This is a genomic window from Microbacterium pratiae (genome assembly GCF_047302165.1).
GTDB lineage: Bacteria > Actinomycetota > Actinomycetes > Actinomycetales > Microbacteriaceae > Microbacterium.
In genome coordinates this window covers 2,567,279-2,592,844 of the sequence record NZ_CP154843.1, presented here as the reverse complement: position 1 = coordinate 2,592,844, position 25,566 = coordinate 2,567,279, and the positions used below count along the sequence as shown (strand labels likewise).

The 25,566-nt window shown below is 70.1% G+C and carries 19 protein-coding genes; 9 read left to right on the top strand and 10 right to left on the bottom strand.

From position 1 onward, the window contains the following. Nucleotides 1-261: 261 nt before the first annotated feature. From AA0Y20_RS12360 to AA0Y20_RS12350, 3 genes are all read right to left on the bottom strand, one after another. Nucleotides 262-1,641, bottom strand: coding sequence for an HNH endonuclease (locus tag AA0Y20_RS12360; protein WP_412939491.1), 1,380 nt, complete (start codon nucleotides 1,639-1,641; stop codon nucleotides 262-264). Between the two features lie 324 nt (nucleotides 1,642-1,965). Next, nucleotides 1,966-3,627 (bottom strand): sensor histidine kinase, encoded by a 1,662-nt coding sequence (locus tag AA0Y20_RS12355; RefSeq protein WP_412939489.1) that lies wholly within the window; start codon nucleotides 3,625-3,627, stop codon nucleotides 1,966-1,968. Next, nucleotides 3,624-4,355 (bottom strand): response regulator transcription factor, encoded by a 732-nt coding sequence (locus AA0Y20_RS12350; protein WP_412939488.1) that lies wholly within the window; start codon nucleotides 4,353-4,355, stop codon nucleotides 3,624-3,626. Before AA0Y20_RS12350 ends, AA0Y20_RS12355 begins: the two co-directional genes overlap by 4 nt. Before the next feature lie 88 nt (nucleotides 4,356-4,443). On the opposite strand from AA0Y20_RS12350, the gene AA0Y20_RS12345 reads away from it, so the two are divergent. Next, the gene (locus tag AA0Y20_RS12345; protein ID WP_412939487.1) at nucleotides 4,444-5,457 is read left to right on the top strand and encodes a magnesium and cobalt transport protein CorA; all 1,014 of its coding nucleotides are present in this window, start codon (nucleotides 4,444-4,446) and stop codon (nucleotides 5,455-5,457) included. Nucleotides 5,458-5,553: 96 nt separating this feature from the next. Here the strand turns inward: AA0Y20_RS12345 and gndA are convergent, their stop codons facing one another. Then, nucleotides 5,554-7,146, bottom strand: coding sequence for an NADP-dependent phosphogluconate dehydrogenase (gndA, locus tag AA0Y20_RS12340; protein WP_412939486.1), 1,593 nt, complete (start codon nucleotides 7,144-7,146; stop codon nucleotides 5,554-5,556). Nucleotides 7,147-7,215: 69 nt separating this feature from the next. Further along, nucleotides 7,216-7,878 carry a bifunctional 4-hydroxy-2-oxoglutarate aldolase/2-dehydro-3-deoxy-phosphogluconate aldolase gene (eda, locus tag AA0Y20_RS12335; RefSeq protein ID WP_412939485.1) on the bottom strand — a complete coding sequence of 221 codons (663 nt, stop codon included), beginning with the start codon at nucleotides 7,876-7,878 and terminating at the stop codon, nucleotides 7,216-7,218. A 96-nt stretch (nucleotides 7,879-7,974) separates the two neighbouring features. On the opposite strand from eda, the gene AA0Y20_RS12330 reads away from it, so the two are divergent. Both AA0Y20_RS12330 and AA0Y20_RS12325 read left to right on the top strand, forming a co-directional pair. Continuing rightward, entirely contained in the window at nucleotides 7,975-9,417 is a 1,443-nt protein-coding gene (locus AA0Y20_RS12330) for a gluconokinase (protein ID WP_412939484.1), read from the top strand. Beyond that, complete coding sequence (locus tag AA0Y20_RS12325) at nucleotides 9,414-10,382, top strand: phosphoglycerate dehydrogenase (protein WP_412939483.1); 969 nt, start codon at nucleotides 9,414-9,416, stop codon at nucleotides 10,380-10,382. Before AA0Y20_RS12330 ends, AA0Y20_RS12325 begins: the two co-directional genes overlap by 4 nt. Here AA0Y20_RS12325 and AA0Y20_RS12320 read toward each other — a convergent pair. Beyond that, nucleotides 10,357-11,052 carry a FadR/GntR family transcriptional regulator gene (locus tag AA0Y20_RS12320; protein ID WP_412939481.1) on the bottom strand — a complete coding sequence of 232 codons (696 nt, stop codon included), beginning with the start codon at nucleotides 11,050-11,052 and terminating at the stop codon, nucleotides 10,357-10,359. The genes AA0Y20_RS12325 and AA0Y20_RS12320 overlap by 26 nt on opposite strands. A 163-nt stretch (nucleotides 11,053-11,215) precedes the next feature. Between AA0Y20_RS12320 and AA0Y20_RS12315 the strand changes: the two genes are divergently transcribed. The 3 genes from AA0Y20_RS12315 to AA0Y20_RS12305 are packed head-to-tail and all read left to right on the top strand — an operon-like array spanning nucleotide 11,216 to nucleotide 14,443. After that, entirely contained in the window at nucleotides 11,216-12,604 is a 1,389-nt protein-coding gene (locus AA0Y20_RS12315) for a GntP family permease (RefSeq protein WP_412939480.1), read from the top strand. Nucleotides 12,605-12,647: 43 nt separating this feature from the next. Continuing rightward, nucleotides 12,648-13,415: an SDR family oxidoreductase gene (locus AA0Y20_RS12310; RefSeq protein WP_412939479.1), complete on the top strand. Its 768-nt coding sequence runs from the start codon at nucleotides 12,648-12,650 to the stop codon at nucleotides 13,413-13,415. Between the two features lie 14 nt (nucleotides 13,416-13,429). Then, the gene (locus AA0Y20_RS12305; RefSeq protein ID WP_412939478.1) at nucleotides 13,430-14,443 is read left to right on the top strand and encodes a zinc-binding dehydrogenase; all 1,014 of its coding nucleotides are present in this window, start codon (nucleotides 13,430-13,432) and stop codon (nucleotides 14,441-14,443) included. Nucleotides 14,444-14,537: 94 nt separating this feature from the next. On the opposite strand, the gene AA0Y20_RS12300 is transcribed toward AA0Y20_RS12305, so the two are convergent. Beyond that, entirely contained in the window at nucleotides 14,538-14,660 is a 123-nt protein-coding gene (locus AA0Y20_RS12300) for a hypothetical protein (RefSeq protein ID WP_259455154.1), read from the bottom strand. A 213-nt stretch (nucleotides 14,661-14,873) separates the two neighbouring features. Here AA0Y20_RS12300 and AA0Y20_RS12295 point away from each other — a divergent pair, with 213 nt between their 5' ends. The 3 genes from AA0Y20_RS12295 to mfd all read left to right on the top strand — a co-directional run bounded on the left by AA0Y20_RS12295 (nucleotide 14,874) and on the right by mfd (nucleotide 19,814). Continuing rightward, nucleotides 14,874-15,512, top strand: a complete 639-nt coding sequence (locus AA0Y20_RS12295; RefSeq protein ID WP_412939477.1) for a 50S ribosomal protein L25/general stress protein Ctc — start codon at nucleotides 14,874-14,876, stop codon at nucleotides 15,510-15,512. Between the two features lie 65 nt (nucleotides 15,513-15,577). Continuing rightward, nucleotides 15,578-16,159: an aminoacyl-tRNA hydrolase gene (gene pth / locus AA0Y20_RS12290; RefSeq protein WP_412939476.1), complete on the top strand. Its 582-nt coding sequence runs from the start codon at nucleotides 15,578-15,580 to the stop codon at nucleotides 16,157-16,159. 58 nt (nucleotides 16,160-16,217) lie between these two features. Further along, nucleotides 16,218-19,814 carry a transcription-repair coupling factor gene (gene mfd / locus AA0Y20_RS12285; RefSeq protein WP_412939475.1) on the top strand — a complete coding sequence of 1,199 codons (3,597 nt, stop codon included), beginning with the start codon at nucleotides 16,218-16,220 and terminating at the stop codon, nucleotides 19,812-19,814. 15 nt (nucleotides 19,815-19,829) lie between these two features. Here the strand turns inward: mfd and AA0Y20_RS12280 are convergent, their stop codons facing one another. From AA0Y20_RS12280 to AA0Y20_RS12270, 3 genes are all read right to left on the bottom strand, one after another. Next, nucleotides 19,830-21,221: a basic amino acid/polyamine antiporter gene (locus AA0Y20_RS12280; protein WP_412939766.1), complete on the bottom strand. Its 1,392-nt coding sequence runs from the start codon at nucleotides 21,219-21,221 to the stop codon at nucleotides 19,830-19,832. Between the two features lie 121 nt (nucleotides 21,222-21,342). Continuing rightward, nucleotides 21,343-22,701: an NADP-specific glutamate dehydrogenase gene (gene gdhA / locus AA0Y20_RS12275; RefSeq protein ID WP_412939474.1), complete on the bottom strand. Its 1,359-nt coding sequence runs from the start codon at nucleotides 22,699-22,701 to the stop codon at nucleotides 21,343-21,345. A gap of 128 nt (nucleotides 22,702-22,829) precedes the next feature. Then, nucleotides 22,830-25,502: a phosphoenolpyruvate carboxylase gene (locus tag AA0Y20_RS12270; RefSeq protein ID WP_412939473.1), complete on the bottom strand. Its 2,673-nt coding sequence runs from the start codon at nucleotides 25,500-25,502 to the stop codon at nucleotides 22,830-22,832. Nucleotides 25,503-25,566: the final 64 nt, after the last annotated feature.

Genomic DNA, 25,566 nt, shown 5'->3' with positions numbered 1-25,566 from the left:
GTCGAGCAGGGCTGGCGTCGGATGGTCGGCGTCTAATGGCCGGCGTCGGATCGCTGGCGTCGGATCGCTGGCGTCGAATGGTCGGCGTCGGATCGCTGACGTCGGATGGTCCGCGTCGAGCGCGGCTCGTGTCGGATTGCTGGCGTCAGTTGGTCGGCGACGAACGGCCGGCGTCGAGCGCGGTTGGCGTCGGGTCGTTGGCGTCAGATGGCCGGCGACGAATGGCCGGCGTCGAGCGCGGCTGACGTCGGAGGGCTGGCGTCAGAAGGGTGGTGGTTCGTCGGGTGAGGCTTCACCGGGTGCGGGGTCCGGTGGTGGATTCGTCGTGTCGGTGGTGTCGCCCGTGTCGATCGTGAAGCACACCGCCGGCGTCGGTGCGTCTTCGCGGTAGACCCGCCCGAGGGGTGAGGTCCATTCCAGAACCCCGCCTCCCACCTGCCGCACTTCCCATTTCGTGAATTGCTTCATCGAGTGGTGTCTTTGGCAGAGGTGGGCGAGGTTGTAGATGTGGGTGTGCCCGCCGAGGGTGTAGTCGATGGTGTGGTCGAGTTCGCATCGGATCGCGGCTCGTCGGCATCCGGGGAACCGGCAGTGCTGGTCTCTGGCGGTGAGGAGTTTCTTCATGGCCGCGGTGGGCCGGTAGGTGTCGATCTCGACCGGGGTGCGGGTGACCGGGTCGATGAACAGCCGATCCCACTCCGATACCTGCCCGGCGAGCTGTCGTACCGTGTCGGCGTCGATGAGCCCGGCCCCGACAACCTCGGCTGGGTTCTCATCCGTGCCCGTCAGGGTCTCAGCGGTCACGGCGACCTGCACCCGTGCTCGGATCGCGCCGAGCCCACCGGCCCGGTCGGCCCCGTAGGTCGGGTCTACGACGGGTGCCCCGCTGAGGACGAGGTCGCCGAGGATGTCCGCGCGCAGTTGGTCCATCGTCCGGACATCCGATGCGGCATCCGCTCCCGCAGCATCCGTCCCCGCACCCTCAGCCCGGGCGTCCTTCACGGACTGCCCCATCTGCGTGAGGCGGTCGAGGATTCCGGCGGCGATGACGGTGGGGAGGGTGGCGATGAGGTCCGACATCCCGTCCGCACCGTGCGATACCCGAACGCACCTGCCCGCGGCGGCTTCTCGGTGCCGGTCGGTGAAGGTGCGTTCGTGAAGTTGCTCGGCCAGGGCCCGCAGGGCCGGCTTCACCCGCGTCGCGATATCCCGCTCACAGACCGCTATCGCGGCGACCTCGAACTCGCCCCGCACCTCATCGGGCAGCCCGGTTCCCGCTTTGACGACCACCTCGATGTGGTCGCGGGTGATCCGCCGCTGCTCCCACGCCTCAAACACGGCCGGGTAGTCATCGACGATCGTCAACGCATGGTCGATGTCGGCCTGCAGGCGCCGGTCGCTGCGCCGCGCCAGCCCGGCCGCTTCGGCCGCGACCGACCGCAGCTCCATGTCCGACGCCATCCCGCGCACACCCTCACGGCGCGCTTCACGTAACGCCGACCGGCCCAGTTCAGCCAGAGCCCGCACCGACGCGACATCCGCGTCATGCACCAGCGCGAGCGCCTCGCCGTACGCCGCGATCGCGGGGCCGTGCGGCGAGACCTCGCCACCGTCCGCACCACCACCCGCGTTCGCTGTCATGTTCCCATTGTGGCAGCAGGGTCCGACATTGAAGTCGAACAAAGATACGAAGGGTGAGAACTCATTCGACCCGCCACGTGGGGAGGAACCGCCGGCGCCGGTGCCGGACCCTCGCGACGGCGGACGGCGGACGGCGGACGGCGGACGGCGGATGGCGAGGAAGGGCCCGCTCTCGCGACTGCTCCGCCGCTGGCACCGCAACCCGAACCGGCACCCGAGCCGGACCGCGACAGCGGCACTGACGCCTGCGCCAGGCGAGTGACCGCTCGTCTTCGCGGAACCTCGTCTCACGCCGAAGCGCAATGACCCGCAGTGTGGTCTAGGTCATCGCGGCAGCTCGTCGTCGGGATCGCCGAGAGGCTGACCGTCCGAAACCGCGCCGCCGTCCAAAACCGCGCCGCCGTCCGAAACCGCGCCGCCGTCCGAAACCGCCCCGCCGTCCCCGGCCGCCCCGCCGCCCGGCCCCGCCGCGACCCCCGCGGTTCCCGGGTCAGCCGGTCGCGCCGTCAGGCGGAGCTCGAACGTGGTCGATCCCGGCTCGCTCTGCACCGTCAGCGAGCCGCCGTGCGCCGCGACGATCGCGCGTGCGATCGACAGTCCGAGGCCGGTGCCGCCGGTCTGACGTGCCCGCGAGCTGTCGCCGCGTGAGAAGCGCTCGAAGATCTCGTCGGCGACGGCCGGATCGATACCGGGGCCGTCGTCGTGGACCGAGAGGATCGCGGTTCCGTCGGCGACGCGCACGGCGGTGGTGACGGTCGTCCCGGCGGGAGTATGGACGCGGGCGTTGGCCAAGAGGTTCGCGACGACCTGCGTGATGCGGGTGGCGTCCGCCGCGACGACGACGGGTTCGTCACCGACATCCAGCCGCCACTCGTGGTCCTGACCCGCTGCGCGCGCGTCGGCCACGGCGTCGATCGCGAGCGCGGTGAGGTCGACGGTTCCGTAGACGAGCTCCTGTCCCTCGTCGAGTCGCGCGAGGAGCAGCAGATCTTCGACGAGGCTCGTCATGCGCAACGACTGCGCCTGGATGCGCTCGAGCGCTGCTGTCGTGGTCTCTTCGACGCCGGGCACTCCCTGGCGCATCGCGCGGAGCGAGAGCTCCGAGTATCCGCGGATCGAGGCGAGCGGGGTGCGCAGCTCGTGGCTGGCGTCCGCGACGAACGACCTCATGCGCTCCTCGTTGCGCTGTCGTGCGACGAGGGATTCGTCGACGTGGTCGAGCAGTGTGTTGAGGGCGGCGCCCACTCGGCCGATCTCGTCGTGGTCGTCGGTCTCTTCGGCGGGCACGCGCTCGGTGATGGAGACAGCGCCCTGCGACAGGGGGAGCGACGCCACGCGCGTCGCGGTGTCTGCGACCACGCGCAGCGGGCGGAGGGCTCGTTGGATGACGACGGCGATTGCTGCGCCCAACAGAAGCAAGCCGCCGACGGTGACAATGGTGATCGTGGTGGCGACGGTTGCGACCGTGTTGTCTACCTGCGCGAGCGGCATCGCACCCAGGCCCGTGGCGTCGCCCACTTTGAACGACACGACACGGTAGGCGCCGAGGTCGCCGATCTGGATCGTGACGGGACCGGAGCTGAGGTCTGCCGCGGCGAGGTCGCCGAGCTCGTCGGCGGTGAGGCTCCGGATGCCTTCTTCGCCGTCGAAGGTCGCACCGGTGAGGGGCCCGCGCGGGTCTTGGATGAGGAGTGTGTAGCCGTACGGGAGCCCCTGCGTTCCCGCGATCGTCTCTTCTGCGTTACGTAGTCGCACGACGTAGCCGCTGCTGTCGAAGAACTGAAGGTTGCGGGTGAGTGACACCGCGTTCGTCTCGACGGTCAAAACCAGGACTGTCTTGATCGTGGTGGCGAGTCCGACCGCACTAGCGATCAGCGTCAACGCGACGACGCTGACGACGGTGAGCATCAGTCGCGTCTGCAGCGTCCAGCGCTTCCGCACACGGCGGCGCCCGAGCTCGTGCGCGCGTCCGGGGAGGGCGATCACTGCGGCGCTTTGATCATGTAGCCCACGCCTCGGACGGTGTGGATGAGCGGCTCGCGTCCCGCATCGATCTTCTTTCGCAGGTACGAGATGTAGAGCTCGACGACCGAGGAGCGTCCACCGAAGTCGTAGTTCCAGACCCGATCGAGGATCTGCGCCTTCGACACGACGCGGCGCTGGTTGCGCATGAGGTACCGGAGCAGCTCGAACTCGGTCGCGGTGAGTTCGATGCTCGTCCCGGCGCGCTCGATCTCGTGCGAGTCCTCGTTGAGCGTCAGGTCGCCGACACGCAGAATCGGATCGGCGCCGCCCGCCGTAGCGGTGCCGGCCCGCCGCATCAGGCCGCGCAGGCGCGCAACGACCTCCTCGAGGCTGAAGGGTTTCGTGACGTAATCGTCGCCGCCGGCAGTGAGGCCCGCGACCCGGTCACCGACGGAGTCCTTCGCCGTGAGGAACAGCACCGGCACATCGTCGCCCGACTGCCGAAGCCGCTGCAGCACCGACATCCCGTCGAGGTCGGGCATCATGATGTCGAGGACCATGGCATCGGGCTCGAACTCGCGTGCGAGCGTGAGCGCTTCGAAACCGGATGCCGCGGAGCGGACCTCCCACCCCTCCATCTTGAGCGCCATCGAGAGCAGGTCGGTGAGCATCTGTTCGTCGTCGACGACGAGGACGCGCAGCGGGGAGCCGTCGGGACGCTGCAGGGTGGCGGGTGCTGGGGTGGTCATGCTGCCATTGTGAGGCGTTCTCTATGGAGAAGCTATGGACGATGCTATGTCTGGGCTGTGAGCATGCGCGGTGGCATACGGTGACGTCATGACGAACGTTGAGACGGCGGTCTACGTCGACGGCGCAGCGGCGGGCGAGGGGATGCCGCCGGAGGAGGCGGTCGCGCTGGCGGAGGAGCGGGGAGGCTTCGCCTGGGTCGCGCTCGTGGATGCGGGCGACGCTGCGCTCGAGGCGCGCGCGACCGCACTCGGGGTGCCTGCGATCGCGGTGAAGGAAGCCCTGCGGCCGCACCAGCGCTCGATCTTCGAGAGGTACGGCGACCACGCGTTCGTGGTGCTGCAACCCGCGCACTACGACGACGAGAGCGAGACCGTCCGTTGCGACGAGATCGACGTCTTCCTCGCCCCCCACGTCATCGTGACCGTCACGCGGTCGGACCGGATCGATCTCGCTGAACTGCGGAGCAGGCTGCAGAAGCACCCGCAGCTCCTGCGCCGCGGACCGGCATCGGTCATGTGGGTGCTCGCAGAACTCGTGACGACCGGCTACCGTGCGGTGCTCGACGGCGTCGAGAACGACATCGACGAGATCGAGGACCAGCTCTTCGGCGATGACCCCGGTGTGTCCCGGCGCATCTTCGACCTGCAGCGCGAGGTGATCGACCTCGCGCACGCCACGTCGCCGCTGCCCGACGTGCTGACGCGGCTCGGAGCGACCCTCACCGATGCGGCAGCGGGCACGGAGCCCGCCGGGTGGGACGACGTCCGGGGGCGCGCCCAGTATGTGGCGGAGCGCGTGCAGTCGATGCGACACACCCTCGACGATGCGCTGACGATCCACGCGACCCTCGTGAACCAGCGGCTCGACGAGAAGATGGCCGACCTCACGGTCGTCCAGGTGCGCCAGAACGAGCAGGTCAAGAAGATCTCCTCGTGGGCGGCGATCGGGTTCGCACCGACCTTCGTCGCGAGCGTCTACGGGATGAACTTCAAGTTCATGCCCGAGCTCGCGCAGCCGTGGGGCTATCCGATGGCGCTCGGGCTGATGGTGCTCCTGAGCGCCGGTCTGTACGGGATCTTCAAGCGCAACGACTGGCTCTGACTGTCCGCACTCTCTGACGTCTCGCGTCGTCGCATACGGCGGAGGCCCCGCCGAGCGAGAATGCTCGACGGGGCCTCGTAACCTCGGAAGTCGGGGTCAGTGCGTGTCTTCGGCCTCGACCTCGGAACGGTCGCCCGACCACAGCGTGTGGAAGGTGCCGTCTTTGTCGATGCGCTTGTAGGTGTGCGCGCCGAAGAAGTCGCGCTGGCCCTGGATGAGGGCTGCCGGCAGGCGCTCCGCACGCAGGCCGTCGTAGTACGAGAGCGACGAGCTGAAGGCGGGAGCCGGGATGCCGGCACCGGCAGCGGCCTGCACGACGTGGCGCCATGCGTCCTGGGCTCGGCCGAGCGCCTCGACGAAGTACGGTGCGGTCAGCAGGACGGGGAGCTCGTCGCCGGTCGCGTAAGCGTCCGCGATGCGGTTGAGGAACTGCGCGCGGATGATGCAGCCGCCGCGCCAGATCTTCGACACGGCACCGAGGTCGATGTTCCAGCCGTACTGGGCAGCACCGGCGCGGATCTCGTCGAAGCCCTGCGAGTAGGCGACGATCTTCGAGGCGTAGAGCGCGAGGCGCACCTGCTCGATGAAGGCGTCGGCGTCGTCGACGGTGAACGAGGCGTCGTCGGGGCCGGGCAGCGAGCCGGAGACGTCGCGCTGCTCGCGGTGGCTCGAGAGCGAACGCGCGAACACGGCCTCGGCGATGCCGGAGACGGGCACGCCGAGGTCGAGCGCGGTCTGCACGGTCCACGCGCCGGTGCCCTTGGCGCCGGCCTGATCGACGATCACGTCGACGAGGGGCTGGCCCGTGGCGGCATCCGTCTGGCGCAGCACCTCGGCGGTGATCTCGATCAGGTACGACTCGAGCTCGCCGCGGTTCCACTCGGCGAAGATGTCGGCGATCTCGGCGGGCGACTTGCCCGTGCCGCGGCGGATGAGGTCGTAGGCCTCGGCGATGAGCTGCATGTCGGCGTACTCGATGCCGTTGTGCACCATCTTCACGAAGTGTCCGGCGCCGTCGTGGCCGACGTGCGTCACGCAGGGCTCGCCCTCGGCGACGGCGGCGATCGACTTCAGGATCGGGCCCAGGGTCACCCAGGACTCATCGGGGCCGCCGGGCATGAGCGAGGGGCCGAGGAGGGCACCCTCCTCACCGCCGGAGACGCCCATGCCGACGAAGTTGAAGCCGGCTTCGCGGACCGCCTTCTCGCGGCGGATGGTGTCGGTGAAGAGCGAGTTGCCGCCATCGACGATGATGTCGCCCGGCTCGAAGACGCGCATGAGCTCGTCGATGACGGCGTCGGTGGGGCGGCCGGCCTTGACCATGATGATCGCGGTGCGCGGCCTCTGCAGGTTGGCCGCGAACTCCTCGTACGAGAAGGCGGGGAGGAAGCCCGCCTCCGGGTGGGTCTCGATGAGCTCATCGGTCTTCGAACGCGAGCGGTTGAACACGGCGACCGTGTTCCCTTCACGGCTCGCGAGGTTGCGGGCGAGGTTCGAGCCCATGACGGCGAGTCCGACCACACCGATGTTGGCGGAGCCCGAGCCGGCCTCGGCGGAAGCGCTGCTCTCGTCGGGGGTCGGACGGTCGACCTCCTCGGGACGCGGGGCGCCCTCGTGGACCGTGGCCGCTTCGTGCGGCGCCTGATCCTGATCGGTCGAGGGTCCTGTCGGTGAGGGGGTCGACGCCATGCGTAGCTCCAGGTTCGCGTGCGGGTGGGGGTGCCAGGGACTGCGAGAGAGCCTGGCTCTCTCGCCACTTTATCCGTTCGGCAGGCTGGCCGGAGCGGCTTGCGAGAAGGCCGCGACGCGTGTGACGGCGTCGGATGTCGCTCGGATGATGCGGACGGCTTCGCGCGCCTCGACGGCGGCCCGCGGCAGCATCCACGAACCGCCGACAGCGGTCACCTGCGGGTGCGCGAGGTAGGCGTCGAGGTTCGTGGCGTCGATTCCGCCGGTCGGCACGAACCGCAGGTCGCCGAAAGGACCCGCCAGTGCGCGGAGGGCGGGGAGGCCGCCCGAGGTCTCGGCGGGGAAGAACTTGAGGGTCGTGATGCCGGCGGCGAGCGCCGCCATGATCTCGGTCGCGCTGACGGCTCCCGGAACGAGGGGAACTCCGAGGTCGGCGGCTCGCTCGGCGACGGCGGGATGGAATCCGGGGGAGACGAGGAAACGGGCGCCCGCGGCGACGGCCGTATCGACCTGGGCGGGCGACACGATCGTGCCGGCCCCGACGAGCACGTCGCCTCGCTCGGCGATGGCTTCGATGGCGGCGGGCGCTGCCGCGGTGCGGAAGGTGATCTCCGCCACCGGGAGCCCGCCCTCGGCGAGCGCATCGACGATGAAGAGACCCTCCTCGGCGGAGTCGGCCACGACGACCGGGACGAGGCGGTGGCGGGCGATCTGATCGAGAACAGCGACCATGATGTTTCTCCTCGGGGTGTCCATCGTCGGCCGAATGATCATATCATTGGGTCTCGGCGACGCTGCTGCCCGCCGGACACCCGACGATGGGCCCTCATGAAGATCCTCGCTCTCGAAGCCAGCACCACCTCGGCGAAGACCATGCTCTTCGACACGGACACCGGCGCGGTCTCCGTCCGCAGCCGCAGGTTCGAAGTCGACGGGCCCGACTCCGCGGTCCGGGACGGCGACGCCATCTACATCCAGCTCATGGCGCTCGGCCGCGAAGCCGCCGCCGGCCAGCGGATCGACCTCATCGTGCTGAGCGGCACTTGGCATGGCCTGACGCTGCGTTCCGAGGACCTCTCCGCCGTGACTCCGGTGATGGAATGGCCGTACACCGGAGCGCAGGACCTCAGTGCGGCCCTGCGCGCTGACGACGACTTCACGTGGTGGTTCTACGAGCGCACGGGATGCATGGTCAACGCGATCTACCCCGTGTTCAAGCTCCAGCACCTGCGGTCGCAGGGCCTCGACATCGACGGGCTGCTCGCGCTCGACCAGGCCAGCCTGATCTTCGCCCGGATGACCGGTGAGATCTGGACGAGCGACTCGCTCGCGTCCGGCAGCGGGTTGCTGTCGGCATCGGACGCGACGTGGGATCGCGAGGTCATCGACCGGTTCGACCTCGGCCGCGTCCGGCTTCCGGAGCTCCACGAGACGACCGCGACGGCACCCCTGTCGGCGGAGGCCGCGGTGCTCCTGGGGCTCACCGCGGGCATCCCGGTGCTCACACCCGGCCCGGACGGCGGCTTGAACCAGATCGGCGACCTCGCGACGGAACCCGGCGAGATGACCTTCTCGATGGGAACCAGCGGTGCGCTCCGGGTGGCGTCGCGCCATCCGGCGTTCTCGCCCACCCTCAGCACCTGGTCGTACCGCTCGCCGCTCGGTGCGCTGAGCGGCGCCGCGACCTCGGGATGCGGCAACTGCGTCGACTGGGCGCGCGACCGCCTGTTCGGAGCGTCGACGGACTACCTCGACATCGAGCCGTCGCTGTCGACGGAACGCGTGGACCTGCCCGTCTTCCTGCCGTTCCTGTTCGGCGAGCGGAGCCCGGGCTGGCAGGACCAGCGCCGCGGCGGCTTCGTCGATCTCGCGCCTGCTCATTCGCGGGTCGACATGTACCAGTCGGTGCTCGAGGGCATCGTGTACTCGCTCTTCCACTGCTACAAGGAGCTCACGGCGCTCGGGGGAACGCCCCGTCGCATCGTCCTCTCCGGCGGCGTCCTCTCGTCGCCCTTCTGGACCCAGCTGACCGCCGACGTCTTCGGGGTCGAGATGCAGGTGTCGGCTCAGCAGCACACCTCGATCGTCGGCGCGGTGCGGATGGGGATGCTCGCGAGTGGGCTCGACCTGCGGCATCCCGCCTTCGACGACGTGGAGGTGCGGACGATCACGCCACGCGCGGAGCACCGCGACCGGTATGACGAAGGCTTCGCGCGCTACCTCGATCAGTACCAGCGCACCGTGCCCGGATCGTCGCAGGCGGCGCGATGAAGGTGCTCGTGACGCCGACGTCGCTCTGCCGCGATCCGGACGGCGCGTCGCTGCGGAGACTCCGTGAGGAGGTCGGCGAGGTCATCGTCAATCCCCACGGGCGCCCGCTCACGGCGGCGGAGCTGGTGCCGCTCGTCGCGGACGTCGACGGGATCATCGCCGGACTCGACGAGTACGACGAGTCCGTCTTCGCGGCCGCGCCCCGGTTGCGTGTCCTCGCCCGCTACGGGGTGGGTGTCGACCGGGTCGACCTGGATGCCGCCGCGTCGCGAGGCGTCACCGTCACACGCACTCCCGGGGCGAATGCGATCGCCGTCGCTGAACTCGCGATCGGCCTCGTCCTGGCCGCCGCGCGGCGCATCCCGAGGCTCGACGAAGCGGTGCGCGCGGGGGAGTGGCCGAGACTCCACGGCAAAGAGCTCACGGGTGCGACGGCGGGAGTCGTCGGCTTCGGCGCCATCGGGCGCCTGGTCACCGAACGGGCGCGGGGCCTGGGGATGACGGTGGTCGCCTTCGATCCGATGCTCCCCGACGAGGTGTTCGCGCAGGCCGGCGTCGAGCGGGTGGACATCGACGAGCTGTGCCGCCGCAGCGACGTCGTGAGCCTGCACGTCCCGCTGCTCCCCGAGACGCGCCATCTGCTCGACGAGCGCAGGCTGGGCCTGCTGCCGCCGGGGGCGATCGTCGTCAACACCGCTCGAGGGGGACTGCTCGACGAGGGTGCGGCCCGCCGTGCGCTCGACGAGGGGCGCCTCCACGGCGTGGCGGTCGATGTCTACGAGACCGAGCCGCCCTCCCGTTCGCCGCTCGTCGGGCACCCGGGCGTGGTGGCGACGCCGCATGCGGGAGGTCACACGAGCGGTGCCGTGCAGCGGATGACGGACCAGTCGATCGACGCGCTCGTGACGGCGCTCCGGGGCGGTCGGCCCGACGGGCTGGTCACACCAGCGCCCGCACCTCGCTGAGGACCGCGTCGACGTATCCCCGGGTGTGGCGCTCGGCGCCGTCGGCGTCGCCGCGCGCGATCGCCGCGGCGGTCCGCACATGGTTGTCGAGGGCCTCTTCGTAGGGAACCGCGGGGGTGAGCCCCACGTCGGAGCGTCCCGCGATGACGGCGGCGATCGCGGCTTTGTTGGCCGCGAGCATGAGGTTGCCGCTCATGTCGAGGATGAGGTCGTGGAACTGGATGTCGACCGCGAGATACTCCGGGGAGGCGCCCTTGCCGCTCCGGCCCAGCTCCTCGAGTCGCGAAGCGAGGCGCAGGAGCTCTGAACGCTGCACATCGGTGCCGCGCTGAGCGGCCAGGCGCGCCGCGATCGGCTCGACGGCGGAACGCAGCTCGTTCACCACGACGATCTGGTGGTCGCGGCGCGGCGAGGCGAGCTGCCAGCCGATCAGGCGGGTGTCGAGCGCGCTCCACTCGTTCGTCGGCGTCACGGTGAGACCGACGCGTCGGCGAGACGAGAGCATCCCCATCGCCTCCAGCACGCGAACCGCTTCGCGGATGACCGTGCGAGAGACGCCGAACTCGGCTTCGAGGTCGGCCAGCGTGCACACCGATCCGGGAGCGAGCTCGCCGGAGGCGATGCGGAGCCCGAGCGCGTCGAGCACGGACCCGTGGGATGCCTGCGCCATGACGCCTCCGAAAAATACGATCAGTGGTTGTAAAAGATACGATCATTGTGCGAGGATCGCTCTGCTCCGCTGCCGTGGCACGGGGTAGCTCGAATACTAACGCGGGACGATCCGCGGGGTTCAGCCCCGGGGCGTCCGCTTCCCGACATCAACGGAGATACCGATGGAAGACTGGACCCAGACGCTGGGTGCCGGACCGCTGCTGCTCATCGCAGTCGGCGCGATCGCCCTGATCCTGTTCCTGATCATCGTCTGCAAGGTGCATGCCTTCCTGACGCTGATCATCGTCTCGCTGCTCACCGCGTTCGTCGCGCAGGTGCCGGTCTCAGCGATCGCCAAGACGCTCACCGACGGCTTCGGCGGGACACTCGCCGGGGTCGCCCTGCTTGTGGCGCTCGGCGCCATGCTCGGCCGGCTCATCGAGCATTCCGGCGGCGCGAAGTCGCTCGCCGACAAGTTCGTCGAGGTGTTCGGCGAGAAGCGTGCCCCGTTCGCGCTCGGTATCGCCTCGCTCATCCTCGGCTTCCCGATGTTCTTCGACGCGGGGCTCGTGATGATGCTCCCGATCATCTTCGCGATCGCGCGCCGCGTCTCGAAGGCGAACGTTCTGCTGTTCGGCATCCCCGCCGCCGCGGCCTTCTCGGTCATGCACGTCTTCCTGCCGCCGCACCCCGGGCCGGTCACCGCGACCGAGGCCTACGGTGCGAACCTCGGCCTGGTCCTGCTCCTCGGCCTCGTCATCGTCTTCCCCGTCTGGTACGTCTCGGGCTACCTCTGGGGCAAGTTCATCGCCGCTCGGATCCCGCTGCCCGTCCCGGCGCTGTTCGGCGAGAAGGACGACGACCAGCCAGCGAACCCGCCGCGTCCCCGTACCGTGATCCTGCTGCTGCTCCTGCCGATGTTCCTGATCTTCCTGAACACCGGGCTCACGACTCTCGCCTCCGCCGGCGCTGTGTCGACCGACGACCTCTGGGTCCAGGTGCTGGTGCTCCTCGGCAACTCCTTCGTGGCTCTGCTCATCACGGTGATCGTGGCCACCTTCGTCCTGGGCACGCGCCGCGGCGAGAACGGCACCGCGCTCGAGAAGGTCGTCGACTCGGCCCTCGGCCCCGTCGCGTCGGTCATCCTCATCACGGGTGCCGGCGGAATGTTCGGCGGAGTCCTCCGTGCTTCCGGAATCGGCGACGCGCTCGCCGACACGCTGTCCGACCTGGGCCTGCCGATCATCGTCGCGGCCTACGTCATCGCGGTCATCATCCGTCTCGCGCAGGGCTCGGCCACTGTCGCGCTCGTCACCGCCGCGGGCCTCGCGGCGCCGGCTGTCGTCGCGGGCGACTTCAACCCCCTCCAGGTGGCCGCGATCGTGCTGGCCACCGCGGCCGGCTCGGTGTTCGCCGGGCACGTCAACGACTCGGGCTTCTGGCTCGTGGGCCGTCTCATGGGCATGGACGTCAAGACGACGCTCAAGACCTGGACGGTGCAGCAGGCCATCGAATCCGTGACCGCGTTCGTCCTGGTGCTCGGTCTGTTCGGGCTCGCGTCGCTCATCTGACTTCGCCGACGACTGCTTCCCTTCCGGACGACAAGGAGTTCCGATGTCCTCTCTGTTCGATGTGACTGGGCGCGTCGCCCTCGTGACGGGCTCGTCGCGAGGGCTGGGGCGCTCCCTCGCGCTCGCCCTGGCCCGGGAAGGCGCCCGAGTCGTCGTGCACGGGCGTGACGCCGAGGCGGTCGAGCGCACGCGGCGCGAAGCCGCCGAGGCGGGATCGCCCGCACCGGTGTCAGCCGTCTTCGACGTCACGGATGCCGCTGCCGTCGAGGCGGGCGTCGCGGCGATCGTCGCCGAGGTCGGGGTTCCCGACATCCTCGTGAACAACGCGGGGATCCAGCGGCGCGCCCCGTTCGCAGAGTTCTCGGTGTCCGACTGGGATGAGATCGTCGCCGCCAACCTCAACGGCGTCTTCTACGTCGCGCGTTTCGTGGCGCCGGGAATGGTCGAGCGCGGGTCGGGGAAGATCGTCAACATCGCCTCGGTGCAGTCGGCGCTCGCACGTCAGACGATCGCGCCGTACTCCGCGACCAAGGGGGCGGTCGCGCAGCTCACGAAGGGGATGGCGGCCGACCTCGCCCGTCACAACGTGCAGGTCAATGCGCTGTCGCCCGGCTACTTCGCGACCGAGATGAATCGCGCTCTCGTCGACGATGCCGACTTCAGCGCGTGGCTCACGCAGCGCACGCCAGCACAGCGCTGGGGCGACTTCAGCGAGCTCGACGGAGCCCTGCTCTTCCTCTGCTCGAACGCCTCGAGCTTCGTGTCGGGGCAGAACATCTTCGTCGACGGCGGCATGACTGCCGTCGTCTGACCGGAAGGACCACCATGCGCGCAGCACACATCCACGGCAAGCAGCAGATCGAGATCTCCGATGTCGCCGAGCCGGTCGCCGGCCCGGGGGAGGTGCGTATCCGTGTCGACTACGTCGGCATCTGCGGGTCGGACCTCCACTACTACTACGAGGGCGCGAACGGTGCGTTCGTCGTGCGGGAGCCCCTCATCCCCGGGCACGAGCTCAGCGGCCGGATCGACCTCGACCCCGCGGGTGAGTGGGAGCCCGGCACGCCGGTGACACTTCACCCCGCCACCTTCGGCCGGAAGGTCGAGGCGATCGCGGACGATCCCCACCTCTGGCCGGGCGGCGCCTACCTCGGCAGCGCCTCGACGACGCCGCACACCCAGGGCGCCCTCGCCGAACTCGTCGTCGCCGATCGCGCCATGGTGCGACCGCTGCCGACGACCCTGCCGATCCGTCGCGCCGTGCTTGCGGAACCGCTCGCGGTGGCTCTGCACGGGCTCGGCAAAGCAGGCGATGTCGTGGGCGCGCGTGTGCTCGTGACCGGGGCCGGTCCCATCGGACTGCTGGCGGTGGCCGCAGCGATCGCCGCGGGCGCGGGCGAGGTGCACGCTACCGATGTGCTGGCCGGGCCGCTCGAGCGAGCACGACGACTCGGTGCGACGACGACGTTCGACGTGACGAGCGAGCAGCCGCCCGCCGACGCCTACGACGTCGTGCTGGAGTGCTCGGGAGTCGCGGCGTCGGTGTCCGCGGCGCTGCGCGCTGTGCGCCCGGCCGGGCGCGTCGTGCAGGTGGGAATGGTTCCCAACGAACCGCGACCGGTCAACCTGGCGCCGTTCATCTCCAAGGAAGTGCTCTACGTCGGCACGTTCAGATTCAAGGATGAGATCGACGAGGCCGTCCGACTGCTCGATGAGCGCCCCGAGATCGAACAGGTGATCACCCACGTCGTCGACGCCGACGACATCGTCGAGGCGTTCGCGACGGCGAAGGACTCGGAGGCATCCGGCAAGGTCGTCGTCGCGGTCTGGCCCGGGTAGCAGCACGGACACGAACGCGCGGGGCGCGCCACCGGTGAGGTGACGCGCCCCGCGCGTTCGTCATCGGGTCGTCGCGGCGACGCCCGGAGACGGGTCAGCCCTTGCGGTAGCCCTGTCGTCCCATCGAGAACAGCGCGAGGCTGACGGAGACGATCGAGCCGAGCGTCATCGCACCGATGACCCACAGAAGCACGTGTGAGAACCAGCCGTAATCCATTTTTCCTCCGGGCGTAGACGACGTCTCATCCACCCTACCCAGCGCTGGTAGAGTGGGGGTGTACTTCGGCGAGGGATGCCGCGTGCCCGCTGTGCGGGAACCGGGATCCGTGATCGACGAGGGTGTGTGCAGGACGTTTCCTCTCCACGCGCTCGCGTTCGCGTCGAACCCGCATACCGCTGAGCCGGGCCTCGGGCCCACAAGGAGAAACGCATGTCCACCGAGACCGACACCAAGGTCGTTGCAGAGACGCGCACCAACTTCGGCAAGGGCTTCGCCCGCCGTCTGCGTGCCGCTGGCCAGATCCCCGCCGTCATCTACGGCCACGGCACCGACCCCGTGCACGTCGCCCTGCCGGGTCACCAGATGCTGCTGCTGGTCCGCCGCGCCAACGCGGTGATCGAGCTCTCGATCGACGGCAAGGAGCAGCTGGTCCTCGTCAAGGACGTCCAGCGCGACCCCGTGCGCCAGATCATCGAGCACATCGACCTCCTCGTCGTGAACAAGGGCGAGAAGGTCCAGGTCGACGTTCCCGTCGTCGTCACGGGCGAGCCCTTCTCGGGCACCATCGCGACGCAGGACGCGTCGTCGATCACGCTCGAGGTCGAGGCGACCCACATCCCCACCAACGTCGAGGTCGACGTCGAGGGCCTCGAGGACGGCGCGCGCATCACCGCCGCCGACCTGACGCTGCCCCGCGGCGCAGCGCTGATCACCGACCCCGAGACGCTCGTCGTCGCCGTGTCGGTCCCCGCATCGACGCTGGCCGCCGCCGACGAGATCGAGGCTGCCGACGAGGCGACCGCCGCCGAGCAGGCCGACGAGGCCGAGGGCGACGCGAAGTCCGAGTAAGACTCATCCGTGCGGAGCCCGTTCTCACCTCGTGAGGACGGGCTCCGTCGTTCGAAAGGCGCGCCATGGCGGACACCTGGCTCATCATCGGTCTCGGCAACCCCGGGCCGCGTTACGAGGCGACCCGGCACAACATCGGCCAGATGGTCATTGATGAACTCGCGAGCCGGCGGGGTGAGACCCTGCGCGCGCACAAGGCCAACGCTTGGGCTGCCGAGTCGTGGCTCCGTCCGGGCGCGGCCAAAATGGTGCTGGCCAAGCCGAAGACGTTCATGAACGTCTCGGGCGGCCCCGCGGCGGCCCTGGCATCGTTCTACGGCATCGATCCGGACCACGTCGTCGTCGTCCACGACGAGCTCGACATCCCCTTCGACACCATCAAGCTCAAGACCGGCGGGGGGCACGGCGGGCACAACGGCGTGCGTGACATCGCCAAGGCGCTCGGCACCCCCGAGTTCGCGCGCGTCCGCGTCGGGATCGGCCGGCCCGCCGGGGCGCAGGATCCGGCCGATTGGGTCCTCGACCCGTTCTCCGCGACCGAGCGCAAGACGCTCGGCATCCTCGTCTCGGATGCGGCGGACGCGGTCGAAGCGGTCGTGGGCGACGGCCTCCTCTCGGCCCAGCAGCGCTTCCACGCTCCGCGCTGAGCCCGCTCCGGGGGCGCGGAGAGACGCCCGTGTCGGTGGCCGGCGGTAGGCTTCTGTGGTGACAGTTCCCGGGATCGTGCGCGCCCTTTCGCAGGCTGACTCCTTCCGGGAGGCGGTGACATCCGGTGCGGTCGGCAGCGTCGACTACTCGCTCGCCGACGGCCTCGACGCCCCGCTCCTCGCCGCGCTGCTCGAGCAGCGCCGCCGCGACGGACGCCCCGCGGTCGTTCTCGCCGTGGCCCCCACCGGTCGACGTGCCGAGACGCTCGGTGCTGCGCTGCAATGCCTCGTTCCCGAGGCCGAGATCGTCCATTTCCCGGCATGGGAGACCCTGCCGCACGAGCGACTGAGCCCAAGCCCCGAGACGGTCGGCCGCCGCCTCGCGGTGCTCCGCCGCGCGGCCGCGCACGACGGCGGCACGCCCCTCATCATCACGGCGTCGGTGCGTGCGGCGCTCCAGCCCCTCGCCGCCGGTCTGACCGACGCCGAGCCGATCTCGCTCACGGTGGGCACGCGGGGGAGCGACCTCGAGCAGGTCGTCCGCCGGCTCATCGAACTCGCCTACCACCGCGTCGACATGGTCTCGCGCCGCGGCGAGTTCGCCGTGCGTGGCGGCATCCTCGACGTATTCCCCGCCGCGGCCGACCACCCGCTCCGCGTCGACTTCTTCGGTGACGAGGTCGACCAGATCCGTGCGTTCTCGATCGCAGACCAGCGATCGCTCCCGGGCGAGGTCGACACGGCCGAGCTGCTTCCGGCGCGCGAGCTGCTGTTGACCCCGGCTGTCCGCGAGCGGGCCGCGGCCATGGCGCCGACCTTCCCGAGCCTGACGGGCATGCTTGAGAAGATGTCGCAGGGCATCCCCGTCGAGGGTATGGAGTCGCTCCTGCCCGCGCTCGCGGAGGGCGTCGTGCCGCTCGTCGACTATCTGCCTCGCGGCTCCGCGATCGCCCTCGTCGACCCCGAGCGCTCGCGCACCCGCGCGCGCACCCTCGGCGAGACCAATCGCGAGTTCCTCGAGGCCGCGTGGAGCGCGGCGACGGCCGGGGCGGACAGCCCCGTCGACCTGGGAGCCGGCGACTTCCTGACCCTTCCCGCACTGCGTGAGGCGATGCGCGAGCGCGCCGGCGTGTGGTGGGCGCTCAGCGCTTTCGACTCGGGCGCCGCGGATGCCGCTGACGAAGGGCTGACCGACACGGGCGACGATCTGCGTATCGACGGCAGTGCGGTCCCCTCGTTCCAGGGCAACGTCGATGGAGCCACCGCTCACATCGGCGACCTGCTCGCGCGCGGATGGCGCGTCGTCGTGTGCGCGTCGGGCCCGGGGCTGGTTGACCGTGCCCGCGACGTGCTGGCCGAACGCGGCATCGCCGCGCGGACGAGCGACGGGGTCGACGAGCTCTCCGACGAAGCGGTCGCGGTCTGTGTCGTGGCGTCGCTCGAGCGCGGCTTCGAGTCGGCAGAGGCGAAGCTCGCCGTCCTCACCGAGAGCGAGTTCTACGGCCGCACGATCGGCAACGACGGCCGCGTCGTGAAGAAGCTCGCGACGCGTCGGCGCAACGTCGTCGACCCGCTGCAGCTCAAGCCCGGCGACGTCGTCGTGCACTCGACCCACGGCATCGGCAAGTTCGTCGAGCTCGTGCAGCGCGAGGTGTCGAGCGGCGGCCGGAACCCGGTCAAGACGCAACGCGAGTATCTCGTGCTCGAGTACGCCCCCGCCAAGCGCGGCTATCCGGGCGACAAGCTCTTCGTCCCGACCGATCAGCTCGACCAGCTCTCACGCTACGTGGGCGGCGAGGCACCGGTGCTCTCGAAGATGGGCGGCAGCGACTGGGCCGCCGCGAAGGGCAAGGCGCGCAAGGCGGTCCGCGACATCGCCGTGGAGCTGGTCAAGCTGTACTCGGCGCGCATGGCCTCCAAGGGCCACGCGTTCGGCCCCGACACGCCCTGGCAGCGGGAGCTCGAGGAGGCCTTCCCGTTCGCGGAGACGCCCGATCAGCTGCAGACCATCGACGAGATCAAGGCCGACATGGAGAAGCCGATCCCGATGGACCGTCTGCTCTCGGGCGACGTCGGCTTCGGCAAGACCGAGGTCGCCGTCCGCGCCGCGTTCAAGGCGATCCAGGAGGGCAAGCAGGTCGCCATGCTCGTGCCGACCACGCTCCTCGCCAAGCAGCACCTCGAGACGTTCACCGAGCGCTTCGCCGGCTTCCCCGTCAAGGTGCGGCCGCTGTCGAGGTTCCAGACGCCGAAGCAGGCGCGCGAGACGGTGGCGGGGCTCGCCGACGGCACCGTCGACATGGTCATCGGCACCCACCGCATCCTCACCGAGAAGGTGGCGTTCAAAGACCTGGGCCTGCTCATCATCGACGAGGAGCAGCGTTTCGGCGTCGAGCACAAGGACTCGCTGAAGAAGCTGAAGACCGGCGTCGACATCCTCGCGATGAGCGCGACGCCGATCCCGCGCACCCTCGAGATGGCCGTCACCGGCATCCGTGAGATGTCGACGCTCGCGACGCCGCCCGAGGAGCGGCATCCGATCCTCACCTACGTCGGTCCCCGCAGCGACAAGCAGATCGCCGCCGCCATTCGACGCGAGCTGCTGCGCGAGGGACAGGTGTTCTTCGTGCACAACCGCGTCCAGTCGATCCAGCGCGTCGCGGCGCAGCTCGGCGAGCTCGTGCCCGAGGCCCGTATCGCCGTCGCTCACGGCCAGATGGGGGAGCACCAGCTCGAACAGGTCGTCGACGACTTCTGGGAGCGTCGTGCCGACGTCCTCGTCTCGACGACCATCGTCGAGACCGGCCTCGACATCTCGAACGCCAACACGATCATCATCGACCGCGCCGACAAGTACGGACTGAGCCAGCTGCACCAGCTGCGCGGACGCGTCGGCCGCGGTCGCGAGCGTGCCTACGCGTACTTCCTGTACGACGAGAACAAGCCGCTCAGCGAGACCGCCGCCGATCGGCTCGAGACCATCGCGGTCAACAACGACCTCGGCTCGGGCATGCAGGTCGCCCTGAAGGACCTCGAGCTCCGCGGCGCCGGCAATCTGCTGGGCGCGGAGCAGGCCGGACACATCGCCGGGGTCGGATTCGACCTCTACCTGCGTATGATCGGCGAGGCCGTTTCGGCGTTCCGCGGCGAGGAGGTCGACGGCCCCGCCGAACTGCGGCTCGAGCTGCCCGTGGCCGCGCGCATCCCCGAGGACTACATCGACAGCGAACGGCTGCGACTGGAGGCCTACCAGAAGCTCTCGGCGGCAGCAGCCGTCAGCGCGAAGGACGACGCGATCGATCTCGTCGTCGAGGAACTCACCGATCGATACGGCCGCCCGCCCGCCGAAGTGGAAGGTCTGCTCGCGGTCGCACGCCTGCGTCGACGCGCAGCGCAGTCCGGGCTCACCGACGTCGTCGCGATGGGGCCCAACCTGCGGGTGGCGCCGGCGCGACTTCCCGAGTCGATGCGCATCCGGCTGCAGCGGCTGTATCCGAAGGCCAAGCTGCTCGCCGGGGGCGAGGCGCTCGTGGTGCCGCTGCCGACAGCCGCGGGCGCTGTGCTCGCCGACGCCGATCTCATCGCGTGGACGGGGCAGCTGCTCGAGCAGCTTTTCCCGGTCGCCGCGCCGGCCGCCGCGCCCGCTACATCCTGACGACGCGGCCGCGGGTCAGATGCTGATCCGGCCCGTGGCCAGCAGCACGATGGCGCTCACTGCACCGACGACGGCGGCCGCGAACACGATCCATTCGACCTTCGTGAAGACGCGTGCCCCCGCCCGTCGGCGTGCGGCTGCGAACAGTGCGGTGCCGGGCACGATGATCAGCAGCGACAGCAGAAGGTAGTGCGCCCCGGCCGCGATCAGGAGGAAGAGGGTGTAACCGGTCGCGATGACGGCGACGACCAGGTCGCGTAAACGTGCACGGTCGCCCGGGCCGTACGTCTCGCCGGTGAGAGTGAGCTTGAGGGCGTAACCGGCCGAGAGGACGAACGGGATCAGCACGAGAGCGCTCGTCAGATCGAGCGCCACCGAGAAAGCGTTCTCGGCGAACAGGACCACGACCAGCAACACCTGCACGAGCGTCGTCGAGAGCGTGAGCGCACCGACCGGGGTGTCTTCGGCGTTGGTGCGCGAGAGGAACGCCGGCAGATCGCCCGACCGCGACGCCTCCAGCAGGACCTCGGCGGCCATGAGCGTCCACGAGAGGTAGGCACCGAGCACGGCCACGATGAGCGAGACACCGATGAACACCGCACCGGCGGGACCCACGATCGTCTCCAGGACTCCGCCCAGCGAGGGCTCGGGAAGCGCCGCGATCTGCTCGCGTGGCATCACGCCGAACGAGACGATGGTCACCGAGGCGAAGACCGCGAGCACGCTGAGGAAGCCGAGGAGCGTCGCACGCCCCACGTCACGGCGCGAGCGGGCGTGACGAGAGTTGACGCTCGCCCCCTCGAGGCCGATGAAGACGAAGACGGTGACGAGCATCGTGGCGCGGATCTGGTCCCACAGGGGCGCTCCGGACGGTCCCGCCCAGTTGGCCGCGAACACCTCGGGGTCGAAGACCGTCGCGCACAGGACCACGAACACGATGATCGGAAGCGTTTTGGCGATGCTGACGACACGGTTGACCGCGGCGGCGGCGCGGACCCCGCGGCGGATCAGGATGAAGAAGAGCCAGAGCCCGGCCGACGACACGGCCACCGCCGCGATCGTGTCTCCGGCGCCGAGGGCGGGGAAGACCGCCCCGAGCGTCGAGGTGATGAACACCCAGTAGAAGACGTTGCCCGCGCACGCGCTGGCCCAGTAGCCGAAGGCGGAGAAGTAGCCGAGGTACCTTCCGAAGCCGGCCCGCGCGTAGCTGTAGACGCCCGCGTCGAGGTCCGGGCGGCGGTTCGCGAGCAACTGGAACGCGAAGGCGAGGGCGAGCATGCCCCCGCCCGCGACCGCCCACGCGACGAGAGTGCCCGCCACTCCGGTCTCGGCTGCGAACCCCGCGGGGAGCGAGAAGACCCCCGCGCCCACCATCGACCCGACGACAAAGGTCGACAGGGTGAGCATCGACACGGTCGCCGGGCGGGCTCCGGGACGCGTGAGCGCGGACTCCGCGGAAGAGGAGGGATCGGAAGGCACGGGGAGAAATCCTAACCCGCCGCGTACCTCGCCCGGCGGCGCGGCGGCGTCAGATGACTCCCTGGGCGAGCATCGCGCGCGCGACGCGCTCGAAACCGGCGGCGTTGGCCCCCACGACGTAGTCGCCCGCGTGGCCGTATCGTTCGGCAGCGCTGAAGGCGGCGTCGTGGACGTCCTTCATGATCTCGCGCAGCTTGTTCTCGCTGTCGGCGAAGCCCCAGCGCTGACGCGAGGCGTTCTGGCTCATCTCGAGGGCCGAGGTCGCCACTCCGCCGGCGTTCGCGGCCTTTCCGGGACCGAACAGCACACCGGCCGCGCGGAACGCGTCGACCGCCTCGGGGGTGGACGGCATGTTGGCGCCTTCCACCACGACCCGGACGCCGCCGTCGATGAGCGCCCGCGCGTCGTCGCCGTCGAGCTCGTTCTGCGTCGCCGACGGGATGGCGACGTCGACCGCGGTGCCCCACGGGCGACCGCCTTCGACGAACCTCGCGCGGGGCCGGTGGTCCAGGTACGCCGAGATGCGTCGGCGGTCGATCTCCTTGACCTGCTTGAGCACGGCGAGGTCGATCCCGTCGTCGTCGACGACCGTCCCCGACGAGTCGGACGCCGTGATCGGGGTGGCACCGAGCTGGTAGGCCTTCTCGATCGCGTAGGTCGCGACGTTGCCCGAGCCCGACACGGCGACGCGTTTGCCGTCGAGCGACTCGCCCCGGACGGCGAGCATCTCCTGCGCGAAGAAGACGGACCCGTAGCCGGTCGCCTCGGTGCGCACCTCGGCGCCGCCCCACTGCACGCCCTTGCCGGTGAACATGCCCGACTCGTGACGGTTCGTGATCTTGCGGTACTGGCCGAAGAGGTAGCCGATCTCGCGCGCACCGACGCCGATGTCGCCGGCGGGAACGTCGGTGTGCTCACCGAGATGGCGGTAGAGCTCGTTCATGAACGACTGACAGAAGCGCATGATCTCGGCATCCGACCGTCCGTGCGGGTCGAAATCGCTGCCGCCCTTGGCGCCGCCGATGCCCTGACCGGTGAGGGCGTTCTTGAAGATCTGCTCGAAGCCGAGGAACTTCACGATCGAGAGGTTGACCGACGGGTGGAACCGCAGTCCGCCCTTGTACGGGCCGAGCACCGAGGAGAACTGCACGCGGTAGCCGCGGTTGACCCGGACGATGCCGGCGTCGTCGAGCCACGGCACCCGGAACATGATCTGCCGCTCCGGCTCGACGAGCCGTTCGAGGATGCCGTCGCGCGCGAGCTCGGGCTGCGCCTCCACGACGGGCGCGATCGCCTCGAGCACTTCGTGCACGGCCTGCTGGAACTCTGGCTCGTGCGGATTGCGCTGGAGGACGGTGTCGAACACCGACTGGACGGAGGAGGGCAGGGGAGCGTGGTGTTCGGTCATGGTGGAGCTTTCTGGCCGAGCGGGCGGGACCCGATCCACGGTAGCGGGCGCGACGGCGTCCGCCCGGCCATGTGACGATCGGGACGATGGGGTGAGGGCGGCCGCGGATCGCGGCCCCCGGGGAGGGGTCACCCGGTGTTCTGCAGGCCTGCCGCGACGCCGTTGACGGTGAGGAGCAGCAGCCGCTGCCACTCGGGTGGGGTGGGGGCGTCGTGCTCGGTCGAGCGCAGCACGCGCAGGGCGCGCAGCTGGAGCAGCGAGAGGGCGTCGACGTACGGGCTGCGCATCTTCACGGCGCGCTGGAGCACGGGCTTGTTGGCGAGCAGACCGTCGCCGCCGGCGATCCGCACGACCCAGTCGCGGGTGAGCAGCATCTCGTCGACGACGAGCTGCGCGAGGTCGTCGCGGTCGGCGAGGGCGAGGTGACGACGCGCCATGCGCGGGTCGGCTTTCGCGAGGCTCATCGCCACGTTGTCGATCACGGTGCGCAGGAGCGGCCACTGCTCGTACGCCTCGCGCAGGAGCGCTTCGTCGCCGACCGCTTCGAGCGCGGTTCCGAGCCCGAACCAGCCGGCCAGGTTGATCCGCGCCTGCGTCCACGCGAACACCCACGGGATCGCGCGGAGGTCTTCGAGCGACTCGACCGACAGCCCGCGACGTGCCGGACGGGAGCCCAGCGCGAGGAGTCCGATCTCCTCCATGGGGGTCACCGCCGCGAACCAGGGAGCGAACCCGGGCGCCTTCACGAGCGAGAAGAAGCGCTCGCGCGAGGCGGCGTCCATCGTCGCCGCCACATCGGCGTACCGTTCGGCGGCACGACTGTTCCGTTCCTCGATCGAGGGCGCCGAGGCCAGCAGGATGGCGGCGGCGACCTGGTCGATGTGCCGGAGGGCGATGTCGGGGTCGCCGTAACGGGCGAAGATGACCTCGCCCTGCTCGGTGAGCTTGAACCGGCCGTCGACCGAGTGCGGCGGCTGCGCGAGGATCGCGGAGTTCGCGGGTCCGCCGCCGCGGCCGAGCGCGCCGCCGCGGCCGTGGAACAGCGTCAGCTCGATGCGCTGCTCCTGCGCCCACGCCGCGATGCGCGCCTGCGCCTCGTAGAGGGCGAGGTTGGCCGCGACGGGTCCGACGTCCTTCGACGAGTCGGAGTAGCCGAGCATGACCTCCAGGCGGCGGTCCGTGGCGTCGAGACGCGCGGCGAACGCCGGGTGGTTGACGATCTCGGCGAGGATGCCGGGAGCCGCCTGCAGATCGGCGAACGTCTCGAACAGCGGGATCACGTCGAGCACCGGTGGGGTCCCGTCGGGGCCGACCGCGTGTCGGGCCAGGGCGTGCACGTTCGCGAGGTCATCGGCCGACTGCGTGAACGAGACGATGTAGCGTCCGGCCGCGCGCGGCCCGAACCGCTTCTGCACCTGCGAGATGGTGCGGAAGACCTCGAGCACCTCGACCGCGAGGTCGCTCAGCTCGCCGCCGGCCTCGCATTCCGCGAGCACCTTCGCGTGCACGGCCGAGTGCTGGCGCACCTCGAGCTCGGCGAGATGGAAGCCGAAGGTCTCGACGGCCCAGATGAGCTGCTGGAGCGCACCGAACGCCTGACGCTTGGCGCCTGCCTCGTCGAGCGAGCTCTGCACGACGCGCAGATCGGCGAGGAACTCCTCGGGGTCGCTGTAGGCGAGATCGGCATCGCGCGCCCGCGTCGCCCGGATACGGCGCGCGAGGAGCATCATGACCCGCTTGTGATGCTCGCCGGGGGCGCGCTTGACGGCGTCGGCGGCGCCGTCGTCGTCGGATGCGGCGAGCCGGTCCCAGAGCGCGCGCAGCGCCGTGCTCGGCGGAGTGGTGTCGCCCGACATCGTGAGCCCGCGGCCGACGCGCTCGGTGCTCCGCTCGAGCCCCGGCAGCACGTGCTCGGCGGCGATGCCGGCCGCCTTCTTCGTGACGGATGCCGTGACGAAGGGGTTGCCGTCGCGGTCGCCGCCGACCCAGGTGCCCAGTCGTACGAACGGCGACACGACGGGGGGACGGCTTCCCGCGACCTCGCCCTGCAGGGCATCGTCGAGACGGCGGTAGACCAGCGGGATGGTCGTGTAGAGGGTGTCGTCGAACACCGCCATGACCGCACGCACCTCGTCGGTCGGCGTCGGCTTCTCGGCACGCAGCGGCGACGTGCGCCACAGGGTGTCGATCTCCTCGAGCATGCGCCGACGGGCGCGGCGGTGCTCGGCGCCGCCGGCGGCGGAGTTCTCGAGCGTCTCGAGGAGGGTGACCAGGCGGCGGATGCTCTGCGAGACCGCGCGCCGACGCGCTTCGGTCGGGTGCGCGGTGAAGACGGGGTGGAAGCGCAGATCGCGCAGGCGGCGAGCGGCCTCGTCCTCGCCCACCTCCGACGAGAGCTGCGCGTAGGCGGCGGGGATGGAGTCGCTTGCGCTGTCCTGATCGGAGATGCCCGCACGCTCGCGGAGCAGACGCACGCGCTGGTGCTCCTCGGCGAGGTTCACGAGGTGGAAGTACACGGTGAACGCGCGGGCCACCTCGTCGGCGCGGGAGACGCTGAACGATTCGGCGATCGCGGCGGCTCGTTCGAACGCCTCGGGGGAGTCGTCGGTGTAGGCCTGGATCGTGGCGCCCCGCAGACGCTCGACGTCGTCGAAGAGCCCGGGGGAGCCGCTCTCTCGCAACACCTGCCCCAGCATCGAGCCGAGCATCCGCACGTCGGAGCGCATCGCCTCGGGAATCTCCTGCTCGGCCTCGTATCGGCCGACGAGATCGATGGCTTCAGTTCGGGTCAGCTCGCGCATGTCTCCAAATTACTGGCACCCGGGAGCTGCGATTGACACGGTCGTCACGGACGGGCTGCCCGAC

Excerpts from the sequence above, each read along its gene's own strand:
- AA0Y20_RS12300 (WP_259455154.1), bottom strand. The coding sequence starts at position 14,660 with ATGGATTACGGCTGGTTCTCACACGTGCTTCTGTGGGTCATCGGTGCG.
- AA0Y20_RS12280 (WP_412939766.1), bottom strand. The coding sequence starts at position 21,221 with ATGCTCACCCTGTCGACCTTTGTCGTCGGGTCGATGGTGGGCGCGGGG.
- AA0Y20_RS12325 (WP_412939483.1), top strand. The coding sequence starts at position 9,414 with ATGAAGGTGCTCGTGACGCCGACGTCGCTCTGCCGCGATCCGGACGGC.
- AA0Y20_RS12310 (WP_412939479.1), top strand. The coding sequence starts at position 12,648 with ATGTCCTCTCTGTTCGATGTGACTGGGCGCGTCGCCCTCGTGACGGGC.
- AA0Y20_RS12350 (WP_412939488.1), bottom strand. The coding sequence starts at position 4,355 with ATGACCACCCCAGCACCCGCCACCCTGCAGCGTCCCGACGGCTCCCCG.
- pth (WP_412939476.1), top strand. The coding sequence starts at position 15,578 with ATGGCGGACACCTGGCTCATCATCGGTCTCGGCAACCCCGGGCCGCGT.
- AA0Y20_RS12345 (WP_412939487.1), top strand. The coding sequence starts at position 4,444 with ATGACGAACGTTGAGACGGCGGTCTACGTCGACGGCGCAGCGGCGGGC.
- AA0Y20_RS12270 (WP_412939473.1), bottom strand. The coding sequence starts at position 25,502 with ATGCGCGAGCTGACCCGAACTGAAGCCATCGATCTCGTCGGCCGATAC.
- AA0Y20_RS12330 (WP_412939484.1), top strand. The coding sequence starts at position 7,975 with ATGAAGATCCTCGCTCTCGAAGCCAGCACCACCTCGGCGAAGACCATG.
- AA0Y20_RS12305 (WP_412939478.1), top strand. The coding sequence starts at position 13,430 with ATGCGCGCAGCACACATCCACGGCAAGCAGCAGATCGAGATCTCCGAT.
- AA0Y20_RS12320 (WP_412939481.1), bottom strand. The coding sequence starts at position 11,052 with ATGGCGCAGGCATCCCACGGGTCCGTGCTCGACGCGCTCGGGCTCCGC.
- eda (WP_412939485.1), bottom strand. The coding sequence starts at position 7,878 with ATGGTCGCTGTTCTCGATCAGATCGCCCGCCACCGCCTCGTCCCGGTC.
- AA0Y20_RS12295 (WP_412939477.1), top strand. The coding sequence starts at position 14,874 with ATGTCCACCGAGACCGACACCAAGGTCGTTGCAGAGACGCGCACCAAC.
- gdhA (WP_412939474.1), bottom strand. The coding sequence starts at position 22,701 with ATGACCGAACACCACGCTCCCCTGCCCTCCTCCGTCCAGTCGGTGTTC.
- gndA (WP_412939486.1), bottom strand. The coding sequence starts at position 7,146 with ATGGCGTCGACCCCCTCACCGACAGGACCCTCGACCGATCAGGATCAG.
- AA0Y20_RS12360 (WP_412939491.1), bottom strand. The coding sequence starts at position 1,641 with ATGACAGCGAACGCGGGTGGTGGTGCGGACGGTGGCGAGGTCTCGCCG.
- AA0Y20_RS12315 (WP_412939480.1), top strand. The coding sequence starts at position 11,216 with ATGGAAGACTGGACCCAGACGCTGGGTGCCGGACCGCTGCTGCTCATC.